The sequence below is a fragment of the Nitratidesulfovibrio sp. 1201_IL3209 genome, from assembly GCF_036763125.1.
In the GTDB taxonomy this organism is placed as follows: Bacteria; Desulfobacterota; Desulfovibrionia; order Desulfovibrionales; family Desulfovibrionaceae; genus Cupidesulfovibrio.
On sequence record NZ_JBAIYT010000012.1, the window covers coordinates 50,940 to 76,873 of the forward strand.

The 25,934-nt window shown below is 70.1% G+C and carries 22 protein-coding genes; 4 read left to right on the plus strand and 18 right to left on the minus strand.

Annotated features, from left to right (window positions below; translation table 11 throughout):
- Positions 1-113: 113 nt before the first annotated feature.
- The 4 genes from V6B97_RS07745 to V6B97_RS07760 form a co-directional block, all read right to left on the minus strand.
- A complete protein-coding gene (locus tag V6B97_RS07745; protein WP_333505926.1) occupies positions 114-773 on the minus strand; it encodes a histidinol phosphate phosphatase domain-containing protein in 660 nt (219 codons plus the stop codon).
- A gap of 241 nt (positions 774-1,014) precedes the next feature.
- Complete coding sequence (locus V6B97_RS07750; RefSeq protein WP_333505927.1) at positions 1,015-1,725, minus strand: bifunctional nuclease family protein; 711 nt, start codon at positions 1,723-1,725, stop codon at positions 1,015-1,017.
- Between the two features lie 194 nt (positions 1,726-1,919).
- Positions 1,920-3,410: a tRNA (N6-isopentenyl adenosine(37)-C2)-methylthiotransferase MiaB gene (gene miaB, locus V6B97_RS07755; RefSeq protein WP_333505928.1), complete on the minus strand. Its 1,491-nt coding sequence runs from the start codon at positions 3,408-3,410 to the stop codon at positions 1,920-1,922.
- Positions 3,411-3,485: 75 nt separating this feature from the next.
- Positions 3,486-3,785 carry a hypothetical protein gene (locus V6B97_RS07760; protein ID WP_333505930.1) on the minus strand — a complete coding sequence of 100 codons (300 nt, stop codon included), beginning with the start codon at positions 3,783-3,785 and terminating at the stop codon, positions 3,486-3,488.
- 326 nt (positions 3,786-4,111) lie between these two features.
- Here V6B97_RS07760 and V6B97_RS07765 point away from each other — a divergent pair, with 326 nt between their 5' ends.
- The gene (locus tag V6B97_RS07765; RefSeq protein WP_333505931.1) at positions 4,112-4,321 is read left to right on the plus strand and encodes a heavy-metal-associated domain-containing protein; all 210 of its coding nucleotides are present in this window, start codon (positions 4,112-4,114) and stop codon (positions 4,319-4,321) included.
- A 172-nt stretch (positions 4,322-4,493) separates the two neighbouring features.
- Here V6B97_RS07765 and V6B97_RS07770 read toward each other — a convergent pair whose 3' ends face one another.
- The 4 genes from V6B97_RS07770 to V6B97_RS07785 all read right to left on the minus strand — a co-directional run bounded on the left by V6B97_RS07770 (position 4,494) and on the right by V6B97_RS07785 (position 11,371).
- Complete coding sequence (locus V6B97_RS07770) at positions 4,494-5,498, minus strand: GNAT family N-acetyltransferase (protein WP_333505932.1); 1,005 nt, start codon at positions 5,496-5,498, stop codon at positions 4,494-4,496.
- A 384-nt stretch (positions 5,499-5,882) separates the two neighbouring features.
- Entirely contained in the window at positions 5,883-6,731 is an 849-nt protein-coding gene (amrB, locus tag V6B97_RS07775; RefSeq protein ID WP_333505933.1) for an AmmeMemoRadiSam system protein B, read from the minus strand.
- 28 nt (positions 6,732-6,759) lie between these two features.
- Positions 6,760-10,089, minus strand: a complete 3,330-nt coding sequence (locus V6B97_RS07780) for a tetratricopeptide repeat protein (RefSeq protein ID WP_333505934.1) — start codon at positions 10,087-10,089, stop codon at positions 6,760-6,762.
- Positions 10,090-10,318: 229 nt separating this feature from the next.
- Positions 10,319-11,371, minus strand: a complete 1,053-nt coding sequence (locus tag V6B97_RS07785) for a sigma-54 interaction domain-containing protein (RefSeq protein ID WP_333505935.1) — start codon at positions 11,369-11,371, stop codon at positions 10,319-10,321.
- Between the two features lie 531 nt (positions 11,372-11,902).
- Here V6B97_RS07785 and V6B97_RS07790 point away from each other — a divergent pair.
- Positions 11,903-12,925, plus strand: coding sequence for an AEC family transporter (locus V6B97_RS07790; protein ID WP_333505936.1), 1,023 nt, complete (start codon positions 11,903-11,905; stop codon positions 12,923-12,925).
- 221 nt (positions 12,926-13,146) lie between these two features.
- Here the strand turns inward: V6B97_RS07790 and V6B97_RS07795 are convergent, their stop codons facing one another.
- The 4 genes from V6B97_RS07795 to V6B97_RS07810 form a co-directional block, all read right to left on the minus strand.
- Positions 13,147-13,548: a flagellar basal body rod protein FlgC gene (locus V6B97_RS07795; protein WP_333505937.1), complete on the minus strand. Its 402-nt coding sequence runs from the start codon at positions 13,546-13,548 to the stop codon at positions 13,147-13,149.
- A 119-nt stretch (positions 13,549-13,667) separates the two neighbouring features.
- A complete protein-coding gene (folE2, locus tag V6B97_RS07800) occupies positions 13,668-14,447 on the minus strand; it encodes a GTP cyclohydrolase FolE2 (RefSeq protein WP_333505938.1) in 780 nt (259 codons plus the stop codon).
- Positions 14,448-14,465: 18 nt separating this feature from the next.
- Positions 14,466-14,885 (minus strand): nickel-responsive transcriptional regulator NikR, encoded by a 420-nt coding sequence (nikR, locus tag V6B97_RS07805; RefSeq protein WP_012612453.1) that lies wholly within the window; start codon positions 14,883-14,885, stop codon positions 14,466-14,468.
- Positions 14,886-15,182: 297 nt separating this feature from the next.
- Complete coding sequence (locus tag V6B97_RS07810) at positions 15,183-15,941, minus strand: class I SAM-dependent methyltransferase (RefSeq protein ID WP_333505939.1); 759 nt, start codon at positions 15,939-15,941, stop codon at positions 15,183-15,185.
- 188 nt (positions 15,942-16,129) lie between these two features.
- On the opposite strand from V6B97_RS07810, the gene V6B97_RS07815 reads away from it, so the two are divergent.
- Both V6B97_RS07815 and V6B97_RS07820 read left to right on the plus strand, forming a co-directional pair.
- Entirely contained in the window at positions 16,130-16,717 is a 588-nt protein-coding gene (locus tag V6B97_RS07815) for a biotin transporter BioY (protein ID WP_333505940.1), read from the plus strand.
- On the plus strand, positions 16,714-17,496 hold the full coding sequence (locus tag V6B97_RS07820; protein ID WP_333505941.1) for an ATP-binding cassette domain-containing protein: 783 nt from the start codon (positions 16,714-16,716) through the stop codon (positions 17,494-17,496). Before V6B97_RS07815 ends, V6B97_RS07820 begins: the two co-directional genes overlap by 4 nt.
- A gap of 20 nt (positions 17,497-17,516) precedes the next feature.
- On the opposite strand, the gene V6B97_RS07825 is transcribed toward V6B97_RS07820, so the two are convergent.
- From V6B97_RS07825 to selA, 6 genes are all read right to left on the minus strand, one after another.
- Positions 17,517-18,569 (minus strand): DMT family transporter, encoded by a 1,053-nt coding sequence (locus tag V6B97_RS07825; protein ID WP_333505942.1) that lies wholly within the window; start codon positions 18,567-18,569, stop codon positions 17,517-17,519.
- 190 nt (positions 18,570-18,759) lie between these two features.
- A complete protein-coding gene (locus V6B97_RS07830) occupies positions 18,760-19,584 on the minus strand; it encodes an AraC family transcriptional regulator (protein ID WP_333505943.1) in 825 nt (274 codons plus the stop codon).
- An 11-nt stretch (positions 19,585-19,595) separates the two neighbouring features.
- Entirely contained in the window at positions 19,596-20,777 is a 1,182-nt protein-coding gene (locus tag V6B97_RS07835; RefSeq protein WP_333505944.1) for an iron-containing alcohol dehydrogenase, read from the minus strand.
- A 152-nt stretch (positions 20,778-20,929) separates the two neighbouring features.
- Positions 20,930-22,387, minus strand: a complete 1,458-nt coding sequence (locus tag V6B97_RS07840; protein WP_333505945.1) for an aminopeptidase — start codon at positions 22,385-22,387, stop codon at positions 20,930-20,932.
- A gap of 1,005 nt (positions 22,388-23,392) precedes the next feature.
- Positions 23,393-24,385 carry a UDP-glucuronic acid decarboxylase family protein gene (locus tag V6B97_RS07845; protein ID WP_333505946.1) on the minus strand — a complete coding sequence of 331 codons (993 nt, stop codon included), beginning with the start codon at positions 24,383-24,385 and terminating at the stop codon, positions 23,393-23,395.
- A 13-nt stretch (positions 24,386-24,398) separates the two neighbouring features.
- The gene (selA, locus tag V6B97_RS07850) at positions 24,399-25,907 is read right to left on the minus strand and encodes an L-seryl-tRNA(Sec) selenium transferase (RefSeq protein ID WP_333505947.1); all 1,509 of its coding nucleotides are present in this window, start codon (positions 25,905-25,907) and stop codon (positions 24,399-24,401) included.
- Positions 25,908-25,934: the final 27 nt, after the last annotated feature.

The window sequence follows — 25,934 nt, forward strand, 5'->3', positions numbered from 1 at the left end:
CGGCCGGACAGCCGTGGTACATGTCTCCCATCGGCAGTTCGAGGCGGAACTTTAGGCCGGGGGGCGGTGCTCCACGCGGAGGGGAAAAGGCGAAAGAGTAGTGTGGACAGCCCCTAGCGGGCGGCGCGCACAAGCCGTTCCACCAACTGGCGCTGGGCCTGCTCGGCGGCCTCGATCTCGGCCGGGGCAAGGCCCGCGCCCAGGGCCACGGCGCGGCGCTTTTCGGCGGACACGAAGTCCTCCTTGCGGTGGGCGTCGTTGTTGATGACCAGCCGCGCCCCGGCGGCGCGCGCGGTGATGGCCACGTGGCCGTTGGACAGCGCGTGCGAGGGGCGGGTGGTGATTTCCAGCAGCACGCCGCGTTCGGCGGCGTAGGCGGCGTCCTCGGCCGTGAGCAGGCCGGGGTGGGCCAGCACGTCCGCGCCGCCCTCGATGGCGGCGAGGTTGGTACCCGTCTCCACCACGTCGGCCAGCGACTGGCCGTGCACCACCACCAGTTGCGCGCCCAGGGCCCGGGCCTCGCGGATGGCGTCCGGGATGAGGGCCGGGGGCACGTGGGTCAGTTCCACCCCGGCGAAGACCTCGATGCCCGCGTACAGCCCGTACTGGCGGGCCAGGGGCAGCACCTGGCGCAGGATGAGGTCCATGTTCGATCCGTCGGCATGGTCGGTGAGGGCCACGGCGCGGTAGCCCGCCAGGCGCGCGAAGCGCACGGCGGTGGCGGGAGTCATGGAGGAATCGCTGAAACAGGTGTGCACGTGCAGGTCGATCATCTGGTGGCTCCGGTCATGGGGTATGCGCGGGGGGCATGTGCGGGGGGCGTGTGCGTACGGCGGCGGTCGGCGGGCGCCGCGTTGTGGGCCGCAAGGGGGCGGCCGTGACGATGCGGGTGGAACGGTGGGCCACCGGTACACCACGGGCGGAACGGGCGCAACCGGACAAGCCCCGAAGGGACTGGCACGTTTCCGGGCAAGGGGGCGGCGGTGGTGGCGGCAGCCCGCGCCGGTGCGCGGGCTACATGCGGTACTTGGTTTCCGGGTCCAGCGAGCGCAGCAGTTCGGCCAGCTGTTCTTCCAGATCGTGCGGGTCGCGTGCCGGACCGGTGTCCTCGCCGCCGGCGGCGTCGGGCCGAGGCTCGTTCCCGGCGGCCCCGGCATCCCGCGCACGGGCCATCTGCTCCACGATGCCCGCCACCCCGACCTCGCCGTCGGCCCACGGGGGCTGGCCCGCCTTGCGGCGCACGTCGCGCCGGGCGGCCTCTTCGCGGGCCATGGCCGACGCGGCGTCGGCCGGGCGGCGGGCGGCGTTCTCGTCCAGGTTGGGGCGCATGCGGTCTTCGGCGGCGCGGCGCAGCACGTCCTCGCTGACGAAGATGGGCACGTCGGCCCGCAGGGCCAGGGCGATGGCGTCGGAGGGGCGACAGTCCACGCGGGTGCGCGTGCCGCCCTGCAGGATGTCCAGTTCCGCGAAGTAGGTGCCGTCGCGCAGGTCCACCACGTCCACGGCCACCAGTTGCGCACCCAGCGAACGCAGGGTGTTCAGCAAGAGGTCGTGGGTGAGCGGGCGCGGCACGTCCACACTGTTCAGGGCGATGGAGATGGCCATGGCTTCCATGGCCCCTATCCAGATGGGCAGCAGTTCCTCCCCGGCCTCGCGGCGCAGGACGAGGATCGGCGCCTTGGTGGCGTCGTCCAGCGACAGCCCCACGACCTTCATTTCTACCATGGGATACCTGCCTGTGCGCCCCGGCGGGCGTCTTCGCATGGCGCGTGCCCCGATCCGGCCTGCCTGGCCTGTCCGGTCCACCTGGCTTGGCTGACCTGGCTGACCTGGCTGGCCGGTACGGGACGTCGCATCCGGCACGTTCGCCGGTTCCCGTTCGGACCGTCCTTGCGGGCCGCGACGGCGCCGGAAACGGATCATGCGCGCATGACCCCGCGCAGCGAATGCTTCTTGGCCTCGACGATGGTCACCGGCACGATTTGGCCCCGCCAGCCTTCCGTCCAGCTTTCGGGGCGAGGGGGCAGCACCACGTTGACGGGCTGGCCGTAAGGGTCGCGCCCCTGCCAGCTTTCGCCGTGGCGGGGTGCCGCGCCGCCGTCATGCGCCACGGCGCGTTCGCTGTCCTGCCTGCCGTCGCATCCGGCGTCGGATACGTCCGGCGGGGACTCCGGGGGGGCCATGCCGGGCTTCTTGCTCATGCCGTCCAGCAGCACCATTGTGTGCAACCCTACCATGTTCCGCAAGCATTGTTCAGTATAATCATTCTGCCATTCCTGCAGGCGGGCCAGGCGGGCGGCCTTTTCGGCGGCCTCCAGCTTGCCGGGCAGCATGGCGGCGCGGGTGCCCGGCCGGTCGGAATAGCAGAACGAAAAGCTGGCGGCAAAGCCCACGGCGCGCATGGCGGCAAGGGTGTCCTCGAAGTCCTGTTCCGTCTCGCCGGGAAAGCCCACGATGATGTCCGTGGAAAGCTGGATGTCCGGCCGGGCCGCCTTCAGCCGGTGCACGATGTCCATGTACCGGGCCATGTCGTACTTGCGGCCCATGGCCTTGAGGATGCGGTCGGACCCGGATTGCAGGGGCAGATGCAGGCGCGGGCACAGGTTGTCCAGCGTGCCGAAGGCGTCGATGACCTCGGGCGCGATGTCCTTGGGGTGCGGGGTGACGAAGCGCAGCCGGGCAAGGCCCGGCAGGGCGGCCACGCGGTGCAGCAGTTCGGCGAAGGCCACCGCGCCCCCGTCCGCGCCGTTCCCCGTCGCGGCGTGGCGGGCGGCTTCCGCGTCCTGCCCGTAGGAATTGACGTTCTGGCCGAGCAGGGTGATCTCCTTCGCGCCGCGGTCCACCAGTTCCGCGCATTCGCGCACCACCGCGTCGGCCGCGCGCGACTTCTGGCGGCCGCGCGTGTACGGCACGATGCAGTAGGCGCAGAAGTTGTCGCAGCCCTGCATGATGTTCACGAAGGCGGAAGGCGGCACCGGCCCGGAATCCAGTTGGGCGTCGCGCTCGGGGTATTCCTCGGAAAAATCCAGCAGCGAGACGCGCAGGCCCGGTTCCGCGCACAGCCGTTCGATGGCCTGGGGGGCCATGGCCGAGCCGTCGCCGCCGAACACCAGGCGCACCTGGGGAAAGCGGGTGAAGAACCCGGCGCCGATCTGCTGGGCCACGCAGCCGCCCACCACGGCAAAGGCGTCGGGCAGCTTGCGGGTGGCCTGGCGGATGCGCCCGAGCACGCTGTACACCTTCTGTTCCGGCTTTTCGCGCACCGAGCAGGTGTTGACGATGTTCACGCGCGCCTTGCCCAGGGGGGCTTCCGTGAAGCCACGCGCCACAAGGGCCCTGGCCAGCCAGTCGGAGTCGTTGACGTTCATCTGGCAGCCGAAGGTCAGGATATGAAATGTACGGTCGCTCATGGTCCGGGGGTGTGCTGGTGGAGGGCCGGGATGCGCCCGGCGCGGGTGGGTGGTGAGGAAGGTGCCGCGCTGCGGCTATTCGTTGTTGTTGCTGTCGCCGTCGGCAGGGGCCTGGGGCTGTGCATGCTCGGCCCGGCCACGTTCGGCCTTGTCGCGTTTGGCCAGTTCACGTTCAGCCCGGTCGCGTGCGTCCACGCGTCCGCCGTGCTCGCCCGCCAGGTAGAACAGGGCCACCGGGGCCAGCAGGCAGGCCACGCACCACAGCGCGGGGTTGCGCCCCTGCCGCCGGGCCAGCACCACGGCGATGAGGCCCACACCGGCCCAGATGAGCGCCATGTAGACGTAGCCGGAGGTGGTGAAGTCCAGTTCGAGCATGGGGGTGCGGGGGTTGCGGTGGAGGGGGCGTGGCGGCGTCGCCGCCGTCGGCCGTGCACCGTCGGCATGCCATCAGGCGCATGCCTCGGGGGGATCGCCACGGATTGCCGCGAATCGCCATGGACTGCCACGGACTGGCGGTCCCTTGAGGTAAGGCATTCGCAAGGGGTGCGCAAGGGGTCAAATCCTACTTGCGCAGTAGGATAAAGCGGTATAGTCTCGGCATTGAAGACGAAGCGTCGTCACGCGCCGGTGGCTGTCCCGGCGTTTCCCTTCACATCGTGCGCCGCGCCTGCGGCATACCGCCCACGCGGGGAGGATTTCCCATGAAGAAGTACAGGGTGAAGGGGCTGCAAAGCCCGGACTGCGCCGCCACCGTGACCACCTCCATCAAGACCCAGGCCGGGATCGAGGAAGTGAACGTGAACCTGGCCACCGGCGAGATCACCTACGGCCCGGCGGTGTGCGTGGACACGCGCATCCTGCGCGAGGCCGTGGAGAGCGCCGGGTACACGCTGGAGGAGGAAGAGGCGTAGCCGTATTTTTCCGTGGTGCGCGCCGGACGGCGGGCACCGCGGCGCCGGATTCGCTTCGCATGAAGGGGCGGGGGCACAGGCCCCCGCCCCTTCGATCTTTTCATGCTTCTGATGCGTTCATGCTTTTCATGGGGGGGCGCGGCGTCCCGCCCTCTTTGGGCCACCCGGCCCGCTACACGGCCTGCGCCGGTTCCGGGCCGTCCTTGACCAACTGGTAGTAGGGCAGGATGTCCGCCCCGAAGCTGAGCTTGAACCAGCCCCGGCGGGGGCTGTTCACCCCTTCCAGGTCCACCTCGGCCACGCCCGCGCGGGCCAGTTCGCCGAAGGCGTCCCACAGCACGGCCGTGCCGCAGGGGGTGTTGCGCAGGTGAGGGTCGCCCGCGCCGAACAGGTAGTAGGCGCGCTTGCTGTCCATGCCGAACAGGGCCATGGCCGCCAGTTCCCCTTCCGGGGTGCGGGTGGCGAACAACCGGCCGAAGCCGCCCGCCAGCACGGCGGCGGCCAGGTCGCGCAGTTCGTCCAGCCGTTCCCGCTCCACCTCTATGCCTTGGCGGCCCATGGTCAGGGCGTAGAAGGCGGAAAGGTCGTCCGGGGTGGCGTCCTCGGTGGTGCGCACGCCGGTCTTCAGCGCCTTGCGCACCTCCTGGCGGCGCGAATAGGAAATTTCCGGGAACAGGGGCACGTCTTCGGGCGCGGCGGCATCGGCAAAGCCCGCGAGGCTGACGTAGGCGGTGTAGCGCACGTCGGCCGCGTAGCGGGGGGCGTCGTCCTTGCCGTAGTTGTGCCACAGGAAGGGCCGGATGTCGGTGACCTGCGGCGACAGGGCCAGTTCCACCCGCTCGTAGCGGCGGGACAGGGCGGCGGCCACGTCCACGGCGATCTCGAACCGCTCGGACAGCACCGTGGAGCGGTTCTGCTTGTTGGCGGGCGGCGCGAAGAGGATGCCGTTGTGGATGACGAAGTCGTGCAGCACCGCGCGTGCGCCGTCGGCCGATTCGGTGACGGCCACGGCGGCGCGGCGCTCGTTGCCGTTCAGGCACCAGTACAGGCGGCTGGGCTGGCGCACGGCGGCCAGATAGGCGGACAGCGAGAAGATGGTGCCGTTGGGGGATGCCTCGACAAAGGCGTCCCACTGGGCGCCCGGGGCGGTCTCTTCGAGACGGTATTGCGTGGTCACGGGGGCTCCGTTGGATGGCGCGGGAAGGCTGCCGGGCCGCGCGCAACGCGCGGCGCACCGGAGGGCGCGGACGCGTCGCCCGCCGCCGGGCGGAACATGACACCGCCGCCCCCCGCCGTCAATATGCGGGGCGTGGCGGGCCGGATGGGACAAGGTGGGGGGAGGTTTTTTTGCGCCTCCGGCGGGCAAGGGGCTTCGCCCCCTGCACCCCAATTACGGGATATTGGTCACAGACCTACAGAAATAGACCGAATTACCCCCGCCACGGAGTATGTCCCGAACGTTCCTGCCCCTTGTAGGGGGTGCAGGGGGCGAAGCCCCTTGCCCGCCGGAGGCATACAAAAAACTGTTCCCTCCGGAGGCAAACAGAAAAGTTCCACCCGGTTACGCCACCAACACCCCCGCGTACCCCACCACCCGCTGCATGTCGCCACTGACCTCGCCCGAGGTGGCGTAGGCCACCACGCGCGCGGTCTGGGCGCCCAGGGCCAGCGCGGCGAACAGCCCCAGGGTGGCGGGCAACACCCCGCACATGGAGATGCCCCGGTCGCGCACCGTGGCGTACAGACCCACGGGGTCCAGCGCTTCGATGCGGGCCAGGGCCATGCGGTCCAGGCGGGCGGCGTCGGCGTGGGTGACGTAGTGGCTCATGTCCGAGGACACCACCATGGCCACCCGCCGCCCGGCGGCGGCCATGCGGCGCAGCGTGTCGGCCAGGGCCTGCGACGCATCGCGCAGGGACTGGGGATGCGGCTCGGCCACGGCCACGGGCACGATGGACAGGTCGGGCGTGTATTCCTGCAGGAAGGGCAGGACCACCTCGATGGAGTGCTCGCGCACGTGGGCGGCGGTGTCGCGGGTGAAGCCCGCGTCCGACTCGGCCAGGGCGTCGGCCAGTTCTTCGTCCACGGGCACGGGGCCGAGGGGGGTGTGCCAGTGCCCGCCCGGCCAGACCGACAGCGGCGCGCCGAGCCCGGTGTGGTTGGGGCCCAGCAGCACGATGGTGTCGGGCAGGTTGGCCGCGCCCAGGGTCTGTCCGGCCACCTCGCCGGAATAGACGTAGCCCGCGTGGGGCACCATGGCCAGCAGGGTGGGGGCGGCGTCGCGGGGGGCGGCGGCAAGGTGTTCGCGCACCTCGTGGCGCAGCAGGTCCGGGTCGTCCGGGTAGAACATGCCCGCCACCACGGGGTTGCGGTCGATGGCGTGTCCGGTGTCCAGATGCCTGTCGTGCATGGTGGCCTCCTGTGGCGGAGCGGGCCGCTTACTGCTGCGCGCCCTGGGTGAACCCGGAAAGGCCCTTGGTCACGTCGGTGGTGCGCAGTTCGGACGCGGCCATGCGGCCGTACAGCGACTGCGGGTCGCGCCGGGCGAGGTCTTCGAGGATGGACTTCCACGCGTCCATGTTGCCCATCTTGCGTTGCAGGCGCGCGGTCCGGAAGCGCATGGCCGGGTAGCCGGGGTCGGAATCGGGCACGTACCCGGCGTACTGCTCGGTCCAGTCCAGCGATTCGCGCAGGCGGCCCGCCGCCTCGGTGATGTCCATGAGCGAGATCAGGCAGTCCTTGATGCGCGGGGCGTCGGCCTTGTCCGGATTGGCCTGGGCCACGGCCAGGAAGTCGGTGAGGGCCTCGCGCGTGAGCAGGTAGGCGTTTTGCAGTTCGCGCTTGCGCTCGGCGTCGCGCGACAGGAAGAAGCTGACGTAGGCGCGCTGCTCGGGGGGCAGGCCCTTGCGCTCGTGCAGCCGTTGCCACAGGGGCGCCGCCAGGTCGGGATGGTCCTGGTTCTCGTGGGCCAGGGCCAGCGCGTAGTCGGCCTGCCCCTGCACGGGATCGGACAGGGTCCATCCGGCCACGCTCTGCATCAGGTCCACGATGTTCTGCCAGCTCTGGTTTTCCAGGTACACCGACAGGGCCAGCGACAGCGCGGTTTCGCCGTGTTGCGCGTCCTTGGGGCCTTTCAGGAAGCCGTCCAGGATTTCCAGCGCCCGCCGGGGCTGGCCCTCGCGCGAATAGCTGAGGCCGAGGGCCACGCGGGTGTCGGCGGACAGGGCCTTTTCGTTCTCGCGCAGCAGCGGGTACTGTTCCCACAGTTGCAGGATGCGGCCGTAATTACCGTCGGCCACCGATTCGGCGGCGGCCTGGGTGAAGCCTTGCAGGGCCACGTCGCGCACCTTGGGCAGCATTTCGTTGCCGGGATGGGCCTGGACGAATTCCGCCGAGGTGGCCAGCGCTTCCGGGTACTGGCGGTTCCACAGGTACCACATGGCCAGCTTCAGCCGGGCCAGCGGCACCAGCGCGCTCTGCGGATGGCCCGAGATGATGGTGGTGTACGCCTGCACCGGACGGGTGTTGTCCGGCCGCTGGAACACCGAGACCATGTCCCCCAGGTTCGGCGCGTCGTGGATGCCTTCCTCGGCCAGGCGCATCAGCGAGACGAGGCCGCCGTCCTTGTCCGGGAAGCGGCGCACCGCCTCTTCGTAGATTTCGCGGGCCGCCTCGGTCTGCTTCTGCTTGGCCAGGATGTCGCCGATGCGGGCCAGGGCGGTGTCGGTGTCCTCGCCGTCGGGAATGAGGTTGTAGTACAGCCAGTAGTGGCTGCGCGCGTCATCCAGCTTGCCCACCTGGTAGGCCACGTCGCCCGAGATGGTCAGCAGCGGCGGGTATTCCAGGTAGAAGCGGCCCCAGCGCTTGTCCACGAAGTCGAGGATGGATTCCGCCTGCTGGTAGTAGCCCATCTTGTGCAGGGCGCGGGCCAGGCTGACCGACCCTTCGCGCACGTACTTGCTTTCCGGAAAATCCTGCACGATGGACTGGAACTTGTCGGCCGCCTTCTGGTAGTCGCCGCGTTTGTAGGCTTCTTCACCGGCGTAGTAGAGGGCCAGGGGCACGTTTTCGTCGTGCGGGTACTGGCGGCGCAGCAGGTTGAAGTAGCCTTCCGCCTCCTGCGAGTTGCCGATGCGCATGTTCACCACCCCGAGGCGCAACAGGGCCTGCGGCACCCGGTGCGACTTGAGGTTGTAGTTCATGGCCTCGTTGGTGGCGGTCACGACCTTGTCGTAGACGGCCAGCATGTTGTCCTTGCCCTGGGCGAACAGCACGTCGCCGATGAGGTACAGCGCTTCCTCGCGCATTTCCCTGGGCGTGTCGTGCAGGCCCTTCAGGGTTTCCAGCAGTTCCAGGGCCTTGGGGTAGTCGCCGTTGACCATGAAGGTCTTGACCTGTTCCATCAGCTCGGCCGGGACCGGCGGCGGGGGCACGGGATTGCCCTTTTCGTCCACGTAGACCACCTGCGTGGCGTTGGTGGCGTTGCCCCCCTCGGCGGCCTGCCTGGCCTGCGGCGAGGTGGCGTCCACCTTTTCGGGCGTGCCGGGCTGCGCTTCCGCCGTGGCCTGCCCCGGCGTCTGGCCGGACTGTGGGGTGGACGGCGTGGAGCCCTCCGGACGTTGCGCGGCGGATTTGCGCGCCTCGCCCTGCGAACCGTCGGCCGGGATGGCCGGAGCAGGCGGGGCAGGCGGGACTTCGGCGGCGGCCTGCTCGGCGGCCTGCGGAGCGGACTGGAGCGCGGGTTGCGGCGTGGCGGGCTGCGCGGCCTGCTGGGCGGTGGCGGCGGGGCCGGCCTCGTCGCGCGAGGGCACCGGCGCGGGCGGGGTGGTGGGCGCGGAGGCAGCCGCCTCTTCCGGCCAGTCGGCCGGGCCGCCGGGGTTGATGCGCGCCCGCACGGAGTAGGGCACGGCAAAGAAGCTGCGCTGCGGCTCGGGCGGTTGGGCGGGGGATGCGGCCCCGATCTGCCCGGTGACCTGAGCGGGCGGGGCGGGCGGCGCGGTGCCCGGACCGGGGGAAAGCTGGCCGGTGACCGCGTCTTGGGGAGCGGACTGCTTCGCATCTTGGGGAACGGTCTGCTTCGCGTCCTGCGGCGCGTCCTGTGCCGGAGCCGGGGGGGCGGCCTGCTCGGGGGCGCCGGGTTCCGTGGGTACCGTGGGCAGCGGCGCATCGGCCTGCGGGCCGGTGGCGTCGGTGAGGGCGCGTTCGACGACGCGCGGCTGACGGGCGCCGTTGCGCGCCGGGGCGGGCGCGGTGGAGGGCAGGGGAGCGGGCTGGGCCTCAGGCTGCGTGGGGAGTTGGGCGGGGGGCTGCTCTGTCGACGGGGCGGTCGTCTGGGCAGGAGCTTGGGCAGGGGCCTGGGCCGCATCGGAAGGCGCCCAGCGTTCGCCCATGGGGTCGCGGAAGATGTCCACCACCACCCGGTCGGGCGCGGGACGGGTGACCACGTAGCCGAACCCCGGCGTGCGCGTGTCGATGCGCAGGCCGCCGGGCTGCGGCGCAACCTCGCCCACCAGCGCCGCGCGGGCCGGGTCCGCCCCGCCCATGCGCGCGGGGGCCGCGCCCACGGCGCGCGAGGTCAGCGACAGGGTCTGCCGCCCGGTGCGCGCCACGTCCACGTCGCCGGGCCGGTCCAGGGTGATGGTCACCCGCTCGCGGTCGGGCAGGCCGCTCCACTGCCACGAGGCCGCGTGCGCGGCCGTGGCGGGCGGCCCGGCAAGGGCCGCGATGAGGAGCAGCCGGGCAAGACCGGCGGCGGAGGGTCGTTTCACGCGGAAATCCTGTGCATGTACGCGTAGGTGTGCGCGTGCGGGGGCATGCCCGCGCCCCGGCGTCGGTTCCGTTGCGGACGCCGTGCCCCGTGCCCGGCGGGAAAAAACCGACACGGGCACTTGTTCATAGCAAAAAACGTGCAGCGGCGGATAGCTGCGCGCATCCCGCCTTGCCCTGTCCGCCCTGTCCGCCCGGTCCGGGCCGGTCCGGTCCGGGCGCGCGCCGCGATCACGAGTCCGTCCGCTTCTTCTTCAGCTTTTCGATGAGCGTGGTGCGCTTGATGCCCAGGATTTCCGCCGCCTGGTTCTTCACGCCCTCGGCCATGCCCAGGGCTTCGTCCAGCAGGCGTTCCTCCACGGTGTCCAGGAAATCCTTGAGGTTCATGCCCTTGTCGCGCAGGTCGGTGATGGTGGGCCAGCTGAAGCCGGCGGGCATGCCGCAGGGCGCCGCCCCGGAGGCCACGGGCAGGGGATCGGGCGGGGTCGGCTCCGGCAGCGAGACGATGTCGCCCACCTCGTCCAGGATCTTGCGGGGCAGGTCGGCGGGGGGCACCACGTCGTCGTCGGCGAGGATGCTGAGCCGCTCCATGAAGTTTTCCAGTTCGCGCACGTTGCCCGGCCACGAATAGGCGGCCAGCACCTTGCGCGTGTCGGGCGCCAGGACGAGGCAGCGACGGCCCTTGCGCTCGCAGAAGCGGCGCATGAAATGCTCGGCCAGCACCAGGATGTCGCCGCCGCGCTCGCGCAGGGAGGGCAGGTGCAGGGGAATGACGTTGAGCCGGTAGTACAGGTCTTCGCGGAAGCGCCCGGCGGCCACCTCGCGTTCGAGGTCGCGGTTGGTGGCGGCCACGATGCGCACGTCCACCTTCTTCACCCCGGCGCCGCCCACGCGCTCGATTTCCTTTTCTTGCAGCACGCGCAGGATCTTGACCTGCAACGTCAGGTCCATCTCGCCGATTTCGTCCAGGAAGATGGTGCCGCCGTCGGCCAGTTCGAACCGGCCGGGCCGCGAGCGGATGGCATGGGTGAAGGCGCCCTTCTCGTGGCCGAAGAGCTCCGATTCCAGAAGTTCCTTGGGAATGGCCCCGCAGTTGATGGGCACGAAGGGCATGGCCCGGCGCTGGCTGTTGGAGTGCAGCGCGCGCACCAGCAGTTCCTTGCCGGTGCCCGATTCGCCCGTGACCAGCACGGTGCTGTCGGTGGGGGCCACCTTGGCGAGAATGCGGAAGACGTCCCTGAGCGATGTGCTTTGGCCGATGATGCCGCTGGTGTCGAGATCCATCCCCTCTCCCGGAAGGCTCGCTGAATGTGTCCCGCTTCCCCCCGCGCCACCCCGGTGCGCGCCCCGAACCGGCCCGACCGGCCCGCCCTGGCCGTCCCGGTCATCCCCGGTTACTCTCGGTCACCCGGTCGCGGTGCCGCGCTGCCGCGCGATGGTGAAATGCCCGGAACACCGGACCGCGCGGGCGGCATGGCACGTCTGGCTTCATCAGTGTCAATTCGCTGACGCGAAGTCAAGTAGAGGGGCGAAAAAAGCGGATTCCGCGTGCCGGGCCGGGGGAGGAGCGCCATCCCGCCACCCCGCCGCCACGCGGGCGCGGCGGCGCGTGCGCGTGCGCACGCACGGAAACAAGGGCGGAAGGCGGCGCGTGCCGGAGCGTGGCGCCCGGCGGGGCGGCATGGGGCTGGACGGTATCCGGCAGGTGCGTGCCTTGCCCACGCCGCCGCGCGGTCGTATGTTCGGGGTTCACGCCATCATCCACAGCCGTACCGGCCAACGTCTGGCGGCCGCGCGCCCGCCGGGGAGTTTCCCGTGCTCGACATCCTTTCCGCCCTGGTCCCGGTGTTCGGCATCATCGTGCTGGGCATGTTCGTGGAACGGTTGGGCAGCCTGCCCAGGGGCACCCCGGCCGCCCTGAACCAGTTCGTGTTCCGGGTATCGCTGCCCGCGCTGCTGTTTTACGCCGTGGCCCGCAAGACGCCGGAAGAACTGGCGCGCGGCGGCTTCGCCGCGGGCACCGTGGCGGGCATGCTGCTGGCCTTTGCCCTGGGCTACCTGCTGTGTTCGCGCGGGGGGCGGCGCAACGGCCCGGACATCGCCGTGCTGGCCCAGGCGGGCAGCTTTCCCAACAGCGCCTTCCTGGGGCTGCCCATCGTGGTGTCCCTGCTGCCCGGCAACGACGACGCGGTGCTGGCCGGGGGCATGGTCTCGGTGCTGTGCCTTGCGGTGCTGCTGGTGACCATGGCCCGGCTGGAGGCCATCCGCAAGGGCGGCGGCCTGTCGTGGCGGGTGCTGCGCGAGGTGTCGGCGGCCCTTGGGCGCAACCCCATCCTGCTGGCCTCGGTGGCCGGGGTGGCGGTGAGCCTTTCCGGCCTGGGACTGGCCCGGCCGGTGGCTGCCATGGCCGCCATGCTGGGGGCCACGGCCTCGCCGTGCGCGCTGTTCGGCATCGGCATGGTGCTGGCCGCGCAACTGACCGCCGAGGGCGCGGGGTGCCCGCCCGAGAGCGGTGGGATTGGCGGGGGCGGTACCGGCGAATGCGACCCGGAGGCCCTTTCGCCGCTGGCCCGGCAGGTGGTGGTCAACGCGGTGAAGCTGTTCGCCCATCCGGCGCTGACCTGGCTGTGCCTGTGGGCGTTCGGGGTGCGCGGGCACTGGCTGGGCATGGGCGTGCTGTTCGCGGCCATGCCCACGGCGGCGGTGGCCTACGTGGTGGCGGAAAGCTACGGCGCGGGCGCGCGCGACACCTCGCGGGCCATCGTGGTGAGCACCATGCTCTCCGCGCTGACGCTGTTCGGCTTCGTGGTGCTGCTGCGGCATCTGGAACTTCTGTAGCGGCGGGCGGAACGGGAGAGCGGAAGAGAAAAGAAGCGCACCGCGTACCCTTCCGGGTGCGCGGCGCGCATGTTGCCCTGGCTCTGCCCGGCGCAAGCGCCGGTGGATTGCGGGGCGATGCCCCTCGGTTTCGGTCGGCCTTCCCTTCTCCCGTTCCCTCTCTTTTCAGCTAAGCACGGTGGAGTTCCCGTGCAAGACCTGTGCGCGTGAGGAAACAGCCCCTAGACGAACCTGTCCACCAGTATCCCCGTCATCTCGTCCCGCGCGCGCACCACGGCGGCATTGGCCTCGAAGGCGCGCTGGTCCGTGAGCATGTCCACCATCTCGTTGGCCACGTCGGTGTTGCTGCCCTCTATGGCGCTGGTCTCCACCGAGACGGAGCCGTCCTCGTGCAGGATGCGGCGCAGGTCGAGGCGTACCGGGCCGTGGGTGGAGCTTTGGCGGATTTCCGCCACCTCCACGCCCTGTTCCCGGCCGTCCTGACCGGCAGGGCCGGTTTGCAGGCGCACGTCGGAGGCGCGGAATTCGTCCGTGTTCATGTTCGCCACGTTGTTGGCCGTGACGGCCATGGACGTTCCGAAGGCGTCCAGTGCGCTGAGCGGCGTGCCGAATCCGTCGATCATGGCGTGTCTCCCGTGCGGTCGCGCGGTGGCGGTACCCCCCTGATCGCTCCTGCCCCCTGCGGGAGAGAATAATGCCGATGGCCTCGCCTGTCACGGGGGAGGGGGTGCGGGTAGCGCGGCTACCCCTTGCGCACCTCTCGCTCGATGCTGGCGAAGGCGTTGTGGCAGTGGATGGATTCGAAGCTCTCCACCTCCACCCGGAACCAGGCCACGTGCGGGTGGCCTTCCAGGCGCTGGGCCGCAGCGCGCACCACGTCCTCCACAAAGGTGGGATGGGCGAAGGCGTCCTCGGTGACGTACTTCTCGTCCTCGCGCTTGAGCAGGGTGTACACCGGCGACGACCCGGCCGCCTCGGCCAGTTCGATGAACTCCTCCATCCAGCTGAACCCGGTCATGCGGATGGACATGCGCACCACGGCGCGCTGGCTGTGCGCCCCCTCGTCGCTGATGGCCTTGGAGCACGGGCACACGGTCATCACCGGCACTTCCAGTTCCAGCAGGAACGAGGGCTTGCCGTCGCCCATCTCGCCGGTCAGGCGGCATTCGTACCACACCAGGCCCGAACTGGCCGTGGCGGGCGCGCCCTTGCGCACGAAGTAGGGAAAGCGGAACAGCGCGTACGCCTTGCGGGCGTGCAGCCGTTCCTTCACGTCTTCGAGCAGGCGCTTCATGGAGTTGTAGTCCAATTCCTCGGACCAGTTCTCCAGCGCTTCGACGAAGCGGCTCATGTGGGTGCCCTTGAACTCGGCGGGCAGGTCCACGCCGATGTCCACGGTGGCCACGGTATGCTGGCGGCCCTGCGCGCGGTCGCTGACCACCAGGGGCAGCTTCAGGTTCTTCACGCCCACGCGGTCGATGGGCATGGCCACCTGCGCCGGGCTGTTCTGTACGTCTTCCATGTGATGCCTGAAAAATCCTTACGTCAGATCCTGACCGGTAGTGGTGAGCGAAAGCTTGCCGTGCTTCACGCCCTTGGTGGAGATGAGCCGTTGGGACAGGGTGCGCACGTCGGCGCCGGGACCCTTCAGCACCAGCACTTCAAGGCAGTTGTGGTGGTCCAGGTGCACGTGCAGCGAGGTGATGATGATGCCGTGGTGGTCGTGCTGGATTTCGGTCAGCCGCTGGGCCAGATCGCTCTTGTGGTGGTCGTACACGATGGTCAGGGTGCCCGCGATCTCGCGGTCCGTGTCTTCCCATTCCTGCTGGACCAGGGTGTTGCGGATCAGGTCGCGGATGGCTTCGGACCGGGTCTGGTAGCAGCGGTCGTCGCACAGGGCATCGAACTTTTCGAGCAGGTCGGAATCGAGGGAGACGCCGAAGCGGATGGTGCGGCCCATAACGGCTCCTGTGGTTGCGGTGGCGGTGTCCTTCGCTGGAACGGTCGGCCTGGAGGCGGGGATATCCGAAAAATGTCTTTCAGAGGGTGCCGTCACGAGTAGGATTTTTGTTCTCTGCCAAGGAAGAATGATTTTTTATGGAAGGAATATACTCTGATGGTATTTGACTGGAATAAAAAATCATTCTGACAGCTCTGCTCTCGATGCCCGTACGGCTCGCGGACTCGCCAACGGGCACGCTTCGCGCCCTTCGGGTCGGTACGGCAGAAGGCAAAAGGACACTCGTGGCGGTACCCTCTAGGCGTGCGGGGGGCGCATCTCCCACAAGTATACGGTAACACGTTCGGCCTGCCGGTACAGCGCGTCCACCTGCATGGTGCGGGCGCAGCGCGTGGTCCAGCCATGGGCCTCCAGAGTTTCGCGGAACGTAGCGTACACGTTTCTGCCCGGTTCCGCCACCCAGACCACCCCGTCCCGTGCCACGGAATGATCCAGAAATTCGCTGACCGGTGTTACGAACCGGCGCTCGTACATGATGTCGCCCGCCCAGACCGCGTCCAGCGAACGGGGGGCCACGGCGGGCACGCGCCAGTCCATCACCGTCCACAGGGGCTGCGCCACCCCGTTGCGCGCGGCGTTCAGCCGGGCGAAGCGCAGGGCCGCCTCCTCGTAGTCCATGCCGATGACCCGCGCGCCCAGCCATTGCCCGACGATGGCCGTGAGACCCAGCCCGCAGCCCAGGTCCAGGCAGCGGCGGCCGTGCAGCGCGGCGCGGTTTTCGGCCAGCCATTCCGCCAGGGCAAGGCTGGCGGGCCACAACTCGGTCCAGTAGGGCAGCCGTTCGTCGTCCACGAAGGCGGCGCGGGCCGCGTCCGCCGTGCCGGTGGAACCCGCCACGGGGTTTGGGCCGTCGCAGGCGGCCAGTTCTTCCCACAGCGATTCAAGGTCGGCGTGGCGCTCCAGCGTCCAGGCGCGGCCGCAGGCGTGCACCTCCACGACGGGAGCGTACGTGCCGGGGCGGCAGGGCGCGGAGGGGGGTGTGGCGGGGGCGGACATGGGTGTTTCGGATAGCAGGGTCGTGCGCCCCCGTCCAGCCTCGGCATGGAGCGCGGGCGCGGGTTGGGGGAGGGGCGGCCGGATGCGGACCAAGGTCGCTGCCGGGCCTCCTCGTTGACCGGCGCGGGCCGTGGCCCTATGTTCGGGCGCGAACCACAACCCCGCGCGGACGCGCGGACGGGAGCCACATGCACGATGCCCCGCTGGCGGGCCTGCACCGCCTTGTCTGGACGGCCCTGATGGCCGCGCTCATCGCCGTGGGGGCCATGGTCATGCTGCCCGTGGGGCCGGTGCCGGTGACCTTGCAGACCCTGTTCGTGGCCCTGGCCGGTCTGGTGCTCGGCCCCGTGCGCGGTGCCGGGGCCATGCTGCTGTACGTGCTGGCCGGGGTGATGGGGCTGCCGGTGTTTTCCGGCGGCAAGGCCGGGTTCGCCCACCTGCTGGGTCCCACCGGGGGGTACCTGTTCGGGTTCGCGTGCATGGCGTTCATCGCGGGTTTCGGCGGGCTGGGGGGACTAGGTGGGCTGCGCGGACGTGAAGCGCGGGACGGTGTGATCGGGTTGCCCCGCGTCGCGCTGGCCCTGTGCTGCTGCCTTGCCGGGCTGGCCGTGGCCTATCTGGCGGGCGCGGCCCGGCTGATGCAGGTGCTGGACATCGACGTGGCGTACGCCGTGGCCGTGGGCGTGCTGCCCTTTCTGCCCGGCGACGTGGTGAAGGTGGCGCTGGCCGTGGCCGCTTGGCGGTTCCTGGCCGCGCGAAGGCTGCTGCCTCGATGATCGTCGCCAGGGGTCTGCGCTACACCCATCCCGGCACCCCGGCCGGAACGCCGCCCGCGCTGGACGGCGCGGACTTCGCCGTGCCCCCCGGCGCGCTGCTGTGCCTGTGCGGGGTCAACGGCAGCGGCAAGTCCACCCTGCTGCAACTGCTGGCCGGGCTGCTGCGGGCGGATGCGGGTACGCTGGACGTGGCCGTTCCTCACTCCCCCGGCGCGGAGGCCGTCCTGCACTGCCCCGGCGCGGAGGCCGCCCTGCGCCGCCACGCCGCGCTGGTCCTGCAGGACGCGGACATGCAGATGCTGGGGGCCACGGTGGCGGAAGACCTGCTGCTCACCGCGCCGCCCGCGCACACCCCTGACGGCGCGGTCGCCCTGGCCGCCGCGCGCGAGGCGGCGGGACGGTTCGGCCTTGCCGCGCACTGGGACAGCCCGGTGCACACCCTGTCCTACGGGCAGAAACGCAAGTTGTGCCTTGCCGCCGCGCTGCTTGCCGCGCCGGGCCTGCTCTTGCTGGACGAGCCGTTCAGCGGGCTGGACCACCCGGCCGCGCTGGAACTGCGCGACATCCTGGCCCGCAACCGGGCCGCCGGGCTGACCCAGGTAGTTTCGGTGCACGAACTGGAGCCGGTGGTGGACATGGCCGACCTGATGCTGGTGCTGGATGGGGGGCGGCAGGCGCTGTTCGGTCCGCCCGCCGCAGTGCTGGACCGGGTGCGCGCCCACGGCATCCGCCCGCCCTGCTCGTGGACGGCGCGGCGGGAGATCGTTCCCTACGAGTAGCAGGCCGCCCGGCAGCCTCGCTACCGGCGGCGGCCGGTGCCCAGCGCCACGCCCACCATGACCACGGCGGCGGCCAGCATCTGGGTGGCGTTCAGGGTTTCGCCCAGCCACAGCCAGCCGAACCCCACGGCGGTCACCGGCACCAGGTTGATGAACGCCCCCACGCTGCTGGCGGGCAGGTGGCTGGTGGCCCAGTTGAACAGGCCGAAGGCGCCCAGCGAGGCCCCCGCGCCCAGGTAGACCACGGCCAGCACCACGTCGACGGGCCATTGTCCGGCGCCGGTGAGCGCGGCGTATGCGCCCGGCGCGAAGAACAGCGCCCCGGCCACGGTCTGCAATGCCGTCAGGGTCCACGGATTCCAGCGAAAGCCGCCGCATTCCCCTCCTTGGTGTCCCCCATGCGCGGACAGCCTGCGCACCAGCAGCATGTTGCCCGCCGCGCAGGCCATGGCCAGGAGTTCCAGCATGTTGCCCAAGAGCGGGTCGGGCGCGGATTCGGTGCCCGCGCCGCCGGACAGGGTCAGCCAGGCCACCCCGGCGCACGAGAACGCCACTCCCACCCACAGCCGGGGCGAAGGCCGCTCGCCCAGCAGCAGCCACGCGCCCGCGCCCACCAGCAGCGGCACCGAGGCGGAAATGACCCCGGCCTGCGAGGCCGTGGTAAGCTGCATGGCCTTGGATTCGAACAGAAAGTACAGGCAGGGCTGCAACAGCACCGTGGGCAGGAGCAGCAGCTTGTGCCGGCGGGGCACGCCGCTCCAGAACCCGCGCCGCGCCAGCGTGCCGGAAGGGACCACGGCCACGGTGCGGGCGGGGAACAGCCGGGCGGTGAACGGGGCCAGCAGCGCCATGGCCACCATCATGCGCGCCCACATCAGCGGCATGGGGCCAAGGGCCTGCACGGCCACCTTCATGGCCGGAAAGGACAGGCCCCACAGGGTCACCGCACCCAGGGCCGCCAGACCGGGCAGCAGCAGGGAGGGACGGGCGGGGGCGTTGCCGGAACGGTTCGCGGCATCGGCGATGTCGGCAGCGTCGGCAGAACAGGGGGCGCAGGATGCGGAATCGGACATGGAAGGCGTCTCCGTGTGGTATGGTATGCGCCGGATGTACCGCGTTGCGGGGCGGTGCGTCTTGCACGGAGTTTTTGCAGGAAATTGCGGTGGCGGTGCGGGGGGCGGCGAAGCGAGGGCGCGAGGCCGCCGGAGAGGGGCGTGCGCGCGGCAGGTGCGCCCACGGGCCTTGCGCGCCGGGGCACGCGTCTCAGCGCGACAGGTACTGCCCCGGCGTGGCCCCCACGTAGCGGCGGAAGGTGTTGGCGAAATGGCTCTGGTCCACGAAGCCGGTCTCCTGCGCCGCGTCGGCCATGGCCCAGCCCCGGCGCAGCAGCAGCTTGGCGCGGTCCACGCGCAACTGGGTGTGGTAGGCGTGCGGGGTCATGCCCGTGGCGTCGCGGAACACCCGCAGCATGTGGAACCGGCTGAGGCCCGTGGCCTCGGCCAGGTCTTCCAGGGTAACCTTGTGGGCCAGCCGTTCGGCAAGGTAGGCGCGCACCCGGCGCACGGCCGCGTTGCCGTCGCGGGTGGTGACGGTTTCCGGCCGCACCCCGCCGTGGCGGGCCAGCACCAGCGAGAAGGCGCCCACCATGGCCGACTGGCGGGCCAGCAGTTCCGCTCCGTCGGCCACCAGGTCGCTGAGGCGCAGAAAGGCGCGCAGCACGTCGGCGTCGGGCACGATGAGCCTGCGGAAGTCGGGCGGGCCCGCGTCGCGGCCGCCCAGTTCCGCGGCCATGCGGCGCAGCCAGCGCGGGTCCGCGTAGAACATGCGGTAGGTGGCGGGCACGCCGCGTTCCGGTTCGCCGCTGTGCACCTCGCCGGGGTTGAACAGGCAGACCTGCCCGCCCACCACCACGGAACCGCGCCGGGAACGGCCGTGGCAGTAGTTGGCGCCTTCCTCCATCAGGCCCACGGCGTACTGGTCGTGGGTGTGCTTGGGGAAGGTGTGCGCGCTGCGGAGCACCCGGTTGGTCTCCAGACCGTCCAGGTCGTCGCTGCGCCAGTAGCGCACGTTTTCAAGGGGCTGTCGCATGCCGGGGTCCGCTACCGGTACGCCTTCTCGAAGATGGCGATCACCGCGTCCTCGCGCAGGTCCACCGGGGTGACGGCGAACAGCCCGCCCATGGTTTCGCGGGCGTTGCGGGCCAGGGCGGGAATCTCGTCGCGAGTCACCCCGTAGTCGGACATCTTCAGGCCGTCCAGCCCCACGGCGGCGATGAGCTTGCGCAGGGCGGTGACCAGGGCCAGTCCCTGCGCGCGCAGGTCCATGCCCTCGATGTCCTCGCCCATGGTCACGGCCAGGTCCGCGCAGCGCTTGGGCTGGAAGCGGGCCATCACCTCGAAGTAGGGCAGGGACAGCATCACCAGCCCCGCGCCGTGCGGCAGCGCCGGGTGGTGGGCCGACAGGGCGTGCTCCAGCGAGTGGTGCGAGATGCACGACGACAGCGATTCGCACAGCCCGGCCGCCGTGGACGCCCACGCCAGCATGGTGCGCACCTGCACCGAACTGCCGTCCTTCACCGCCTGCGGCAGGAACTGGGTGATCAGGCTGACCGCCTCCAGCGCCAGCAGGTCGCTGGACGGCTGGCGCGCCGTGGAAAGATACGCCTCGGCCGCGTGGAAGAAGGCGTCCATGCCGGTCATGGCCGTCACCGCCGGGGGCACGCTGACCATCAGCATGGGGTCCACGATGGACAGCGCGGGGTAGGTGGAATCGTCGCCCCAGCCGGTCTTTTCGTTGGTGTCCTCGCGGGTGATGACCGTCCACGGGTCGGCCTCGGTGCCGGTGCCCGCCGTGGTGGGGATGGCCACCACGGGCAGGGCCGGGCGCTCCGGCCGCTTGCGCCCGCCGGTGCCGCTCTGGATGTAGTCCCAGTACGAGCCGGGGTTGGCGGCGGCCAGGGCGATGGCCTTGGCGGAATCGATGCTGCTGCCCCCGCCAAGACCCAGCACGAAGTCGCAACCTTCGGCGCGGGCCAGCGCCGCGCCCTCGTCCACGTGGACCAGCACGGGGTTGGGCTGGATCTTGTCGAAGACTACGGTGGCGCAGCCGTTTTGCGCCAGCAGGGCCAGCACCTTGTCCAGGTGCCCGGTGCGGCGCATGGAGCCGCCCGCGCTGACCACCACCAGCGCCTTGCGGCCTGGCAGGCGGGTGCGGCCAAGCTCGGCCAGCCTGCCCGCGCCGAAGACGATGCGGGTGGGCATGTGAAAGGTGAAGTCGAGCATGGCGGTCTCCTTGGGCTGTGGCGCCGAGGGGCGCGGTGCTGGTTCGGATGGGGATGGTGCGGCCGGGTATGGTGCGGCCGGATATAGTGTGGCCGGATGCGGTGCGGGAAAGACGCCAACGCGCCGGGCGAACAGCGTCGTCGCGCGGGCGGCTACTTTTCCAGAAACGCCGTGTAGGCCAGGCGGGTGGCGTACAAGTCGGCCACGCTGGCCAGTTCGAACGGGCTGTGCATGGACAGCACGGCCGGGCCGAAGTCGATGATGTCCATGCCGTAGGCGGCAAGGTACATGGCCACGGTGCCGCCGCCCCCGCCGTCCACGCGGCCCAGTTCCGCCATCTGCCACGGAATCCTGCGGCCGTTCAGCACGCCGCGCAGCCAGCCCACGTATTCGGGGTGGGCGTCGTTGGCCTCGTACTTGCCCCGGTGTCCGGTGAACTTGCAGAAGCACGGGCCGTGACCGATGACCGCGGCGTTGAGCTTTTCGTGCAGTTCTTGCCAGTCGGGGTCCATGGCGGCGTGCACGTCGGCGGACAGGGCGCGGGTGGCCAGCATCACGTCGCTGAAGCGGGCGGCGGGCTGCCACGCGGCGATGAGGTCTTCCATGCAGTATTCGAAGAAGCGCGACTTGGCCCCGGTGGAGCCTTCCGAGCCGATCTCCTCCTTGTCCCAGAACAGCACGCACTGCGGCTGCTGCGGGTTTTCCGCCGCCAGCAGGGCTTCCAGCGCGGCGAACACGCAGATGCGGTCGTCCTGCCCGTAGCCGCCGACGAGCGAACCGTCGAGCCCCACGTAGCGGGCGGGACCGGCGGGCACGGCCTGCAACTCGGCGGAGTACAGGTCTTCCTCGCGGATACCGTACTTTTCGTTGAGCAGGGCCAGCATGCGCGCCTTGATGGGATCCTTGGGGGCGTCCTTCTTGGCGGCGTCGGACGGGGCGTCGGGAGGAGTTTCGGAGGTGGCGGCGGAGGCGTCCGCGCCGTTTCCTTCCGTCGCGGCTTCGGACGTGGGCTTGGGCATGGGCCGGTGGCCCAGCACGATGTTCAGCTTTTCGCCCTCGAAGGCGTCGGCGATGGTCTGCCCGGCCTGCTTCTGGGCCAGATGGGGCAGCAGGTCGGCGATGGTGAACACCGGCTCGGCCGGATCCTCGCCCAGGGTGACGCGCACCGATTCGCCGCTCTCCTTCACCACCACGCCGTGCAGGGCCAGCGGGCGGGCCAGCCACTGGTACTTGCGGATGCCGCCGTAATAGTGGGTCTTGGCCTGGCCGATGCCCGCCTGTTCCTGCAACGGGCGCTGCTTGAGGTCGAGGCGGGGGGTGTCCGCGTGCGCGCCGATGAGCCGCAGGCCCTGCGACAGCGGGGCGCGGCCCTTGCGGGCGATGAACACGGTCTTGCCCTTGAATACCCGGTAGACTTTGTCGTGGGCGAAGTTTTCGGTGTAGCCCGCCGCGCGCAGACGCGTGACCACGTAGTCCACGGTTTCGCGCTCGGTCTTGCAGCGGGACAGGAAGTCCACGTAGCGGTCGGCCAGTTCGCGCATGGCGGCCTGATGCTCGTCGCCGGCGTAGGCTTCCCAGCAGTTGGTGGTCTCGAAGTCGAGTTTGTCCATGAGGGATCCTTTCGGGGAAGATGCCCGTATGTGGTGCGGCGTGGGGCCGCGAAGGTTTGCGGGTGGCGCGCGGTGTTGTGCAACGCGGCGAAGGACTAGGTAATATCTCTTGCGGCGGGGGGCAACAGGGGGGGTGGGGTGGGGACGCGGGAGCGCGAAGATGAGGGGGAGAAGAGCGGGGCAGGTTGTGCCTTGTTGGGGACGGCTTCTACGAAGACAGTTCAGCTTTATTGTTCCCGCTCGATTTCGTTATGCCTCCGGCGGGCAGGGGGCCATTGAACGATGGCCCCCTGCACCCCCGCGTTCCAGGGGCTCCGCCCCTTGGAACCCCGTGTTATCTTGCGCCGCGTTCTTTCCATCGGCAGCTTCCCTTCGGCGCAGGGCGCCTTCGGGCGATCTGCCGACGGGAACGCGATGCGCGTGAATCTCCCGTTGCCCCGACTTCACTTGGGCGCCTTTACCCATGCCCCCGTTGCGACGCATGTGCCGCCGCCAAAGCCCGGCGTCACACGCTTCTACGCACGCGACGTTGTCGGTGCCCCCTGCTAGACTTCCCGGCGTTCGAGGCTTCTTGCTTGCGTACACTTTGGCTGGACCTTTGCCACGCGACCTGACACCCCAAAAGGGCTGGGGCTACCTGCTGCGGCGATACGCGTCCGCAGCCGGAGATCGCCGCCGGAGGCTTTGCGACGGCGGAAGCTCCGGCGTTGCGGATGCGCGCCGCCGTGTCCGTGGGGCCGGGGCACCCATGTGGGGTTCAAAGGAAATGTGATGCGCGTAGAAGCGTGTGACGCCGGGCTTTGACGGCGGCACATGCGTCGCGGCGAGCGCCGGGGGACCAGGGGGCGGAGCCCCCGGAGCGCGGGGATGCAAGGGGCCATCGCTTAATGGCCCCTTGCCCGCCGGAGGCATAACGAAATCGAGAGTGCTCAAAAAGGCAGAACTGTCTTCGTAGAGGCCGTGCCCAAGAGCGCGCGGCCTCTCTTTTTTCCTCACGTAATGACGTTACACCTCCGCTCCTTCCTCCCGCCGCGACCTCAGCAACCCCTCGAAATACTCCACGGTCTTCCGCAACCCCTCCTCCATGCTCACCTTGGGCTCCCAGCCCAGCTTTTCCCGGGCCTGCGCGATGTCCGGGCGGCGGCGGCGCGGGTCGTCCTGCGGCAGCGGGCGGAAGTCGATGGTGGAGCGCGAGTTGACGAATTCGATGATGAGCTCGGCAAGGTTCAGGATGGTGCGTTCCTCCGGGTTGCCGAGATTCACCGGCAGGTGGGTGTCGTCCGGGGCGTGCATCAGCGCGGTCAGGCCGTCCACCATGTCGTCCACGTAGCAGAACGAGCGGGTCTGGCTGCCGTCGCCGTAGATGGTGATGGGCTTGTCCTGCAATGCTTGCAGGATGAAGTTGCTGACCACCCGGCCGTCGTTGGGGTGCATGCGCGGGCCGAAGGTGTTGAAGATGCGCGCGATGCGGATGGGCACCCCGTGCTGGCGGTGGTAGTCGCTGAACAGGGTTTCGGCGCAGCGCTTGCCTTCGTCGTAGCACGAGCGCGGGCCGATGGGGTTCACCCGGCCCCAGTAGTCCTCGGTCTGGGGATGGGTTTCCGGGTCGCCGTACACCTCGCTGGTGGACGCTTGCAGGATGCGCGCCTTGACCCGCTTGGCCAGCCCCAGCATGTTGATGGACCCGTGCACGCAGGTCTTGGTGGTCTGCACCGGGTCGAACTGATAGTGGATGGGCGATGCAGGGCAGGCCAGGTTGTAGATCTCGTCCACCTCGACGTAGAGCGGAAAGGTGATGTCGTGGCGCAACAGCTCGAAGCGCGGATGGTCCTGCATTTCCTGCACGTGGTCGCGCGAGCCGGTGAAGAAGTTGTCCACGCACAGCACTTCCGCGCCACGGTCCAGCAGGCGGCGGCACAGGTGCGAGCCGATGAAGCCCGCCCCCCCGGTGACCAGGATGCGCTTGCGGGCCAGTTCCTTGAATTCGCCGTTTTGCATGTAGGCTCCGATTCTAGCGGGTGCGGTGGGCGCGCGGCGCGCGTTTGCCGCGCCTGGCGGCGGGCCGCGCCGCATCCGGTGAGCCGGGCAGACCAAGCGCCTGCGCCAGCGCGGCGGCCACCAGGGGAAATTCCGGGTCGTCCAGGGTGCGCGGGTCCAGCCGGAAGGTGTCGTCCTCCAGCCTGCCGACCAGCGGAAGGGCGGGCGGGGCGACATCCAGCAGCCGTTCCTTCAGCGTGGTGGCGGAACACCCCGCCGGGGCCACGCTGACCAGCGTGGTGGGCAGGTCGCGCTCGGGAAACGAGCCGCCGCCCACCCGCGACATGCCGGGGGCCAGGCCGATGACGGCCGCATCGCCCAGCGCGGCGCGCAGCCGGGCGGCCAGTTTGCGCGCCCGGCGGGCCAGTTCGTCGGCCGGGGCGGTCATCATGCGCAGGGTGGGCACCTTGCGGCGGGCCAGTTCCGGGTCCAGGTACAGGCGCAGGGTGGCTTCCAGCGCGGCCAGGGTCATCTTGTCGATGCGCAGGGCGCGGTTGAGCGGGTTGCGCTTGATGCGCGCGATGATCTCGCGCCGCCCCACGATGAGCCCGGCCTGCGGGCCGCCCAGCACCTTGTCGCCCGAAAAGCTGACCACGTCGGCCCCGTCGGCCACCACCTCGCGCACGGTGGGTTCGCCGGGCAGACCCCACGGGGTGAAATCCAGAAAGCTGCCGCTGCCTAGGTCTTCGATGACCGGCAGGTCGCGCGCCCGGCCCAGCGCCACCAGTTCCGCCAGGGGCACTTCCTTGTGGAAGCCGGTGATGCGGTAGTTGGAGGTGTGCACCTTCAGCAGGGCCACGGTGCGGTCGGTGATGGCGTTCTCGTAGTCGCGCAGGTGGGTGCGGTTGGTGGCGCCCACCTCGCGCAGCACCGCGCCGCTCTTTTCCATGACCTCGGGAATGCGGAAACTGCCGCCGATCTCCACCAGTTGCCCGCGCGAAACCACCACCTCGCCGCCCTTGCACAGGGTGTCCAGCACCAGCAGCACGGCGGCGGCGTTGTTGTTGACCACAAGGCCCGCCTCTGCCCCGGTGACCTTGCACAGCAGTTCTTCCACGTGGGAGTAGCGGCTGCCGCGCTCGCCGGTGGTCAGGTCGAATTCGAGGTTGGAGTAGTTGGCGCAGGCTTCGGCCACGGCGGCGGTGGCTTCTTCCGCCAGCAGGGAGCGCCCGAGGTTGGTGTGGATGACCACGCCCGTGGCGTTGAGCACGCGGCGGAAATGGGGGCGCGCGGCGCGCAGCACGTGCGCGGTGAGGGCGGGCAGCAGCGCGCCCGTCGAGAGGGCGGCCGCGTCGGTGATTTCTCCGGTCCGGATGGCCTCGCGGCACTGGTCGAGGAAGGCGTTGGTCAGGTCGCGCAGCAGGGGGCGCGGCAGTGCGGTGAAGTCCGGCGCTGCGGACGTTTCCGGCCCGGTCCGTTCCGGATGTGCCAGGGCGGTGAGCAGGGCGTCCATGGAGGGCAGGGACCGGAACAGGTTCGACACGTGGGGCTCCTTGCTGGCGGTACGGCG

Coding starts and splice junctions, on each gene's coding strand:
- V6B97_RS07745 (WP_333505926.1), bottom strand. CDS start 773: ATGATCGACCTGCACGTGCACACCTGTTTCAGCGATTCCTCCATGACT.
- V6B97_RS07750 (WP_333505927.1), bottom strand. CDS start 1,725: ATGGTAGAAATGAAGGTCGTGGGGCTGTCGCTGGACGACGCCACCAAG.
- miaB (WP_333505928.1), bottom strand. CDS start 3,410: ATGAGCGACCGTACATTTCATATCCTGACCTTCGGCTGCCAGATGAAC.
- V6B97_RS07760 (WP_333505930.1), bottom strand. CDS start 3,785: ATGCTCGAACTGGACTTCACCACCTCCGGCTACGTCTACATGGCGCTC.
- V6B97_RS07765 (WP_333505931.1), top strand. CDS start 4,112: ATGAAGAAGTACAGGGTGAAGGGGCTGCAAAGCCCGGACTGCGCCGCC.
- amrB (WP_333505933.1), bottom strand. CDS start 6,731: ATGCACGACAGGCATCTGGACACCGGACACGCCATCGACCGCAACCCC.
- V6B97_RS07785 (WP_333505935.1), bottom strand. CDS start 11,371: ATGGATCTCGACACCAGCGGCATCATCGGCCAAAGCACATCGCTCAGG.
- V6B97_RS07795 (WP_333505937.1), bottom strand. CDS start 13,548: ATGATCGACGGATTCGGCACGCCGCTCAGCGCACTGGACGCCTTCGGA.
- folE2 (WP_333505938.1), bottom strand. CDS start 14,447: ATGGAAGACGTACAGAACAGCCCGGCGCAGGTGGCCATGCCCATCGAC.
- nikR (WP_012612453.1), bottom strand. CDS start 14,885: ATGGGCCGCACCATCCGCTTCGGCGTCTCCCTCGATTCCGACCTGCTC.
- V6B97_RS07810 (WP_333505939.1), bottom strand. CDS start 15,941: ATGTCCGCCCCCGCCACACCCCCCTCCGCGCCCTGCCGCCCCGGCACG.
- V6B97_RS07815 (WP_333505940.1), top strand. CDS start 16,130: ATGCACGATGCCCCGCTGGCGGGCCTGCACCGCCTTGTCTGGACGGCC.
- V6B97_RS07820 (WP_333505941.1), top strand. CDS start 16,714: ATGATCGTCGCCAGGGGTCTGCGCTACACCCATCCCGGCACCCCGGCC.
- V6B97_RS07825 (WP_333505942.1), bottom strand. CDS start 18,569: ATGTCCGATTCCGCATCCTGCGCCCCCTGTTCTGCCGACGCTGCCGAC.
- V6B97_RS07830 (WP_333505943.1), bottom strand. CDS start 19,584: ATGCGACAGCCCCTTGAAAACGTGCGCTACTGGCGCAGCGACGACCTG.
- V6B97_RS07835 (WP_333505944.1), bottom strand. CDS start 20,777: ATGCTCGACTTCACCTTTCACATGCCCACCCGCATCGTCTTCGGCGCG.
- V6B97_RS07840 (WP_333505945.1), bottom strand. CDS start 22,387: ATGGACAAACTCGACTTCGAGACCACCAACTGCTGGGAAGCCTACGCC.
- V6B97_RS07845 (WP_333505946.1), bottom strand. CDS start 24,385: ATGCAAAACGGCGAATTCAAGGAACTGGCCCGCAAGCGCATCCTGGTC.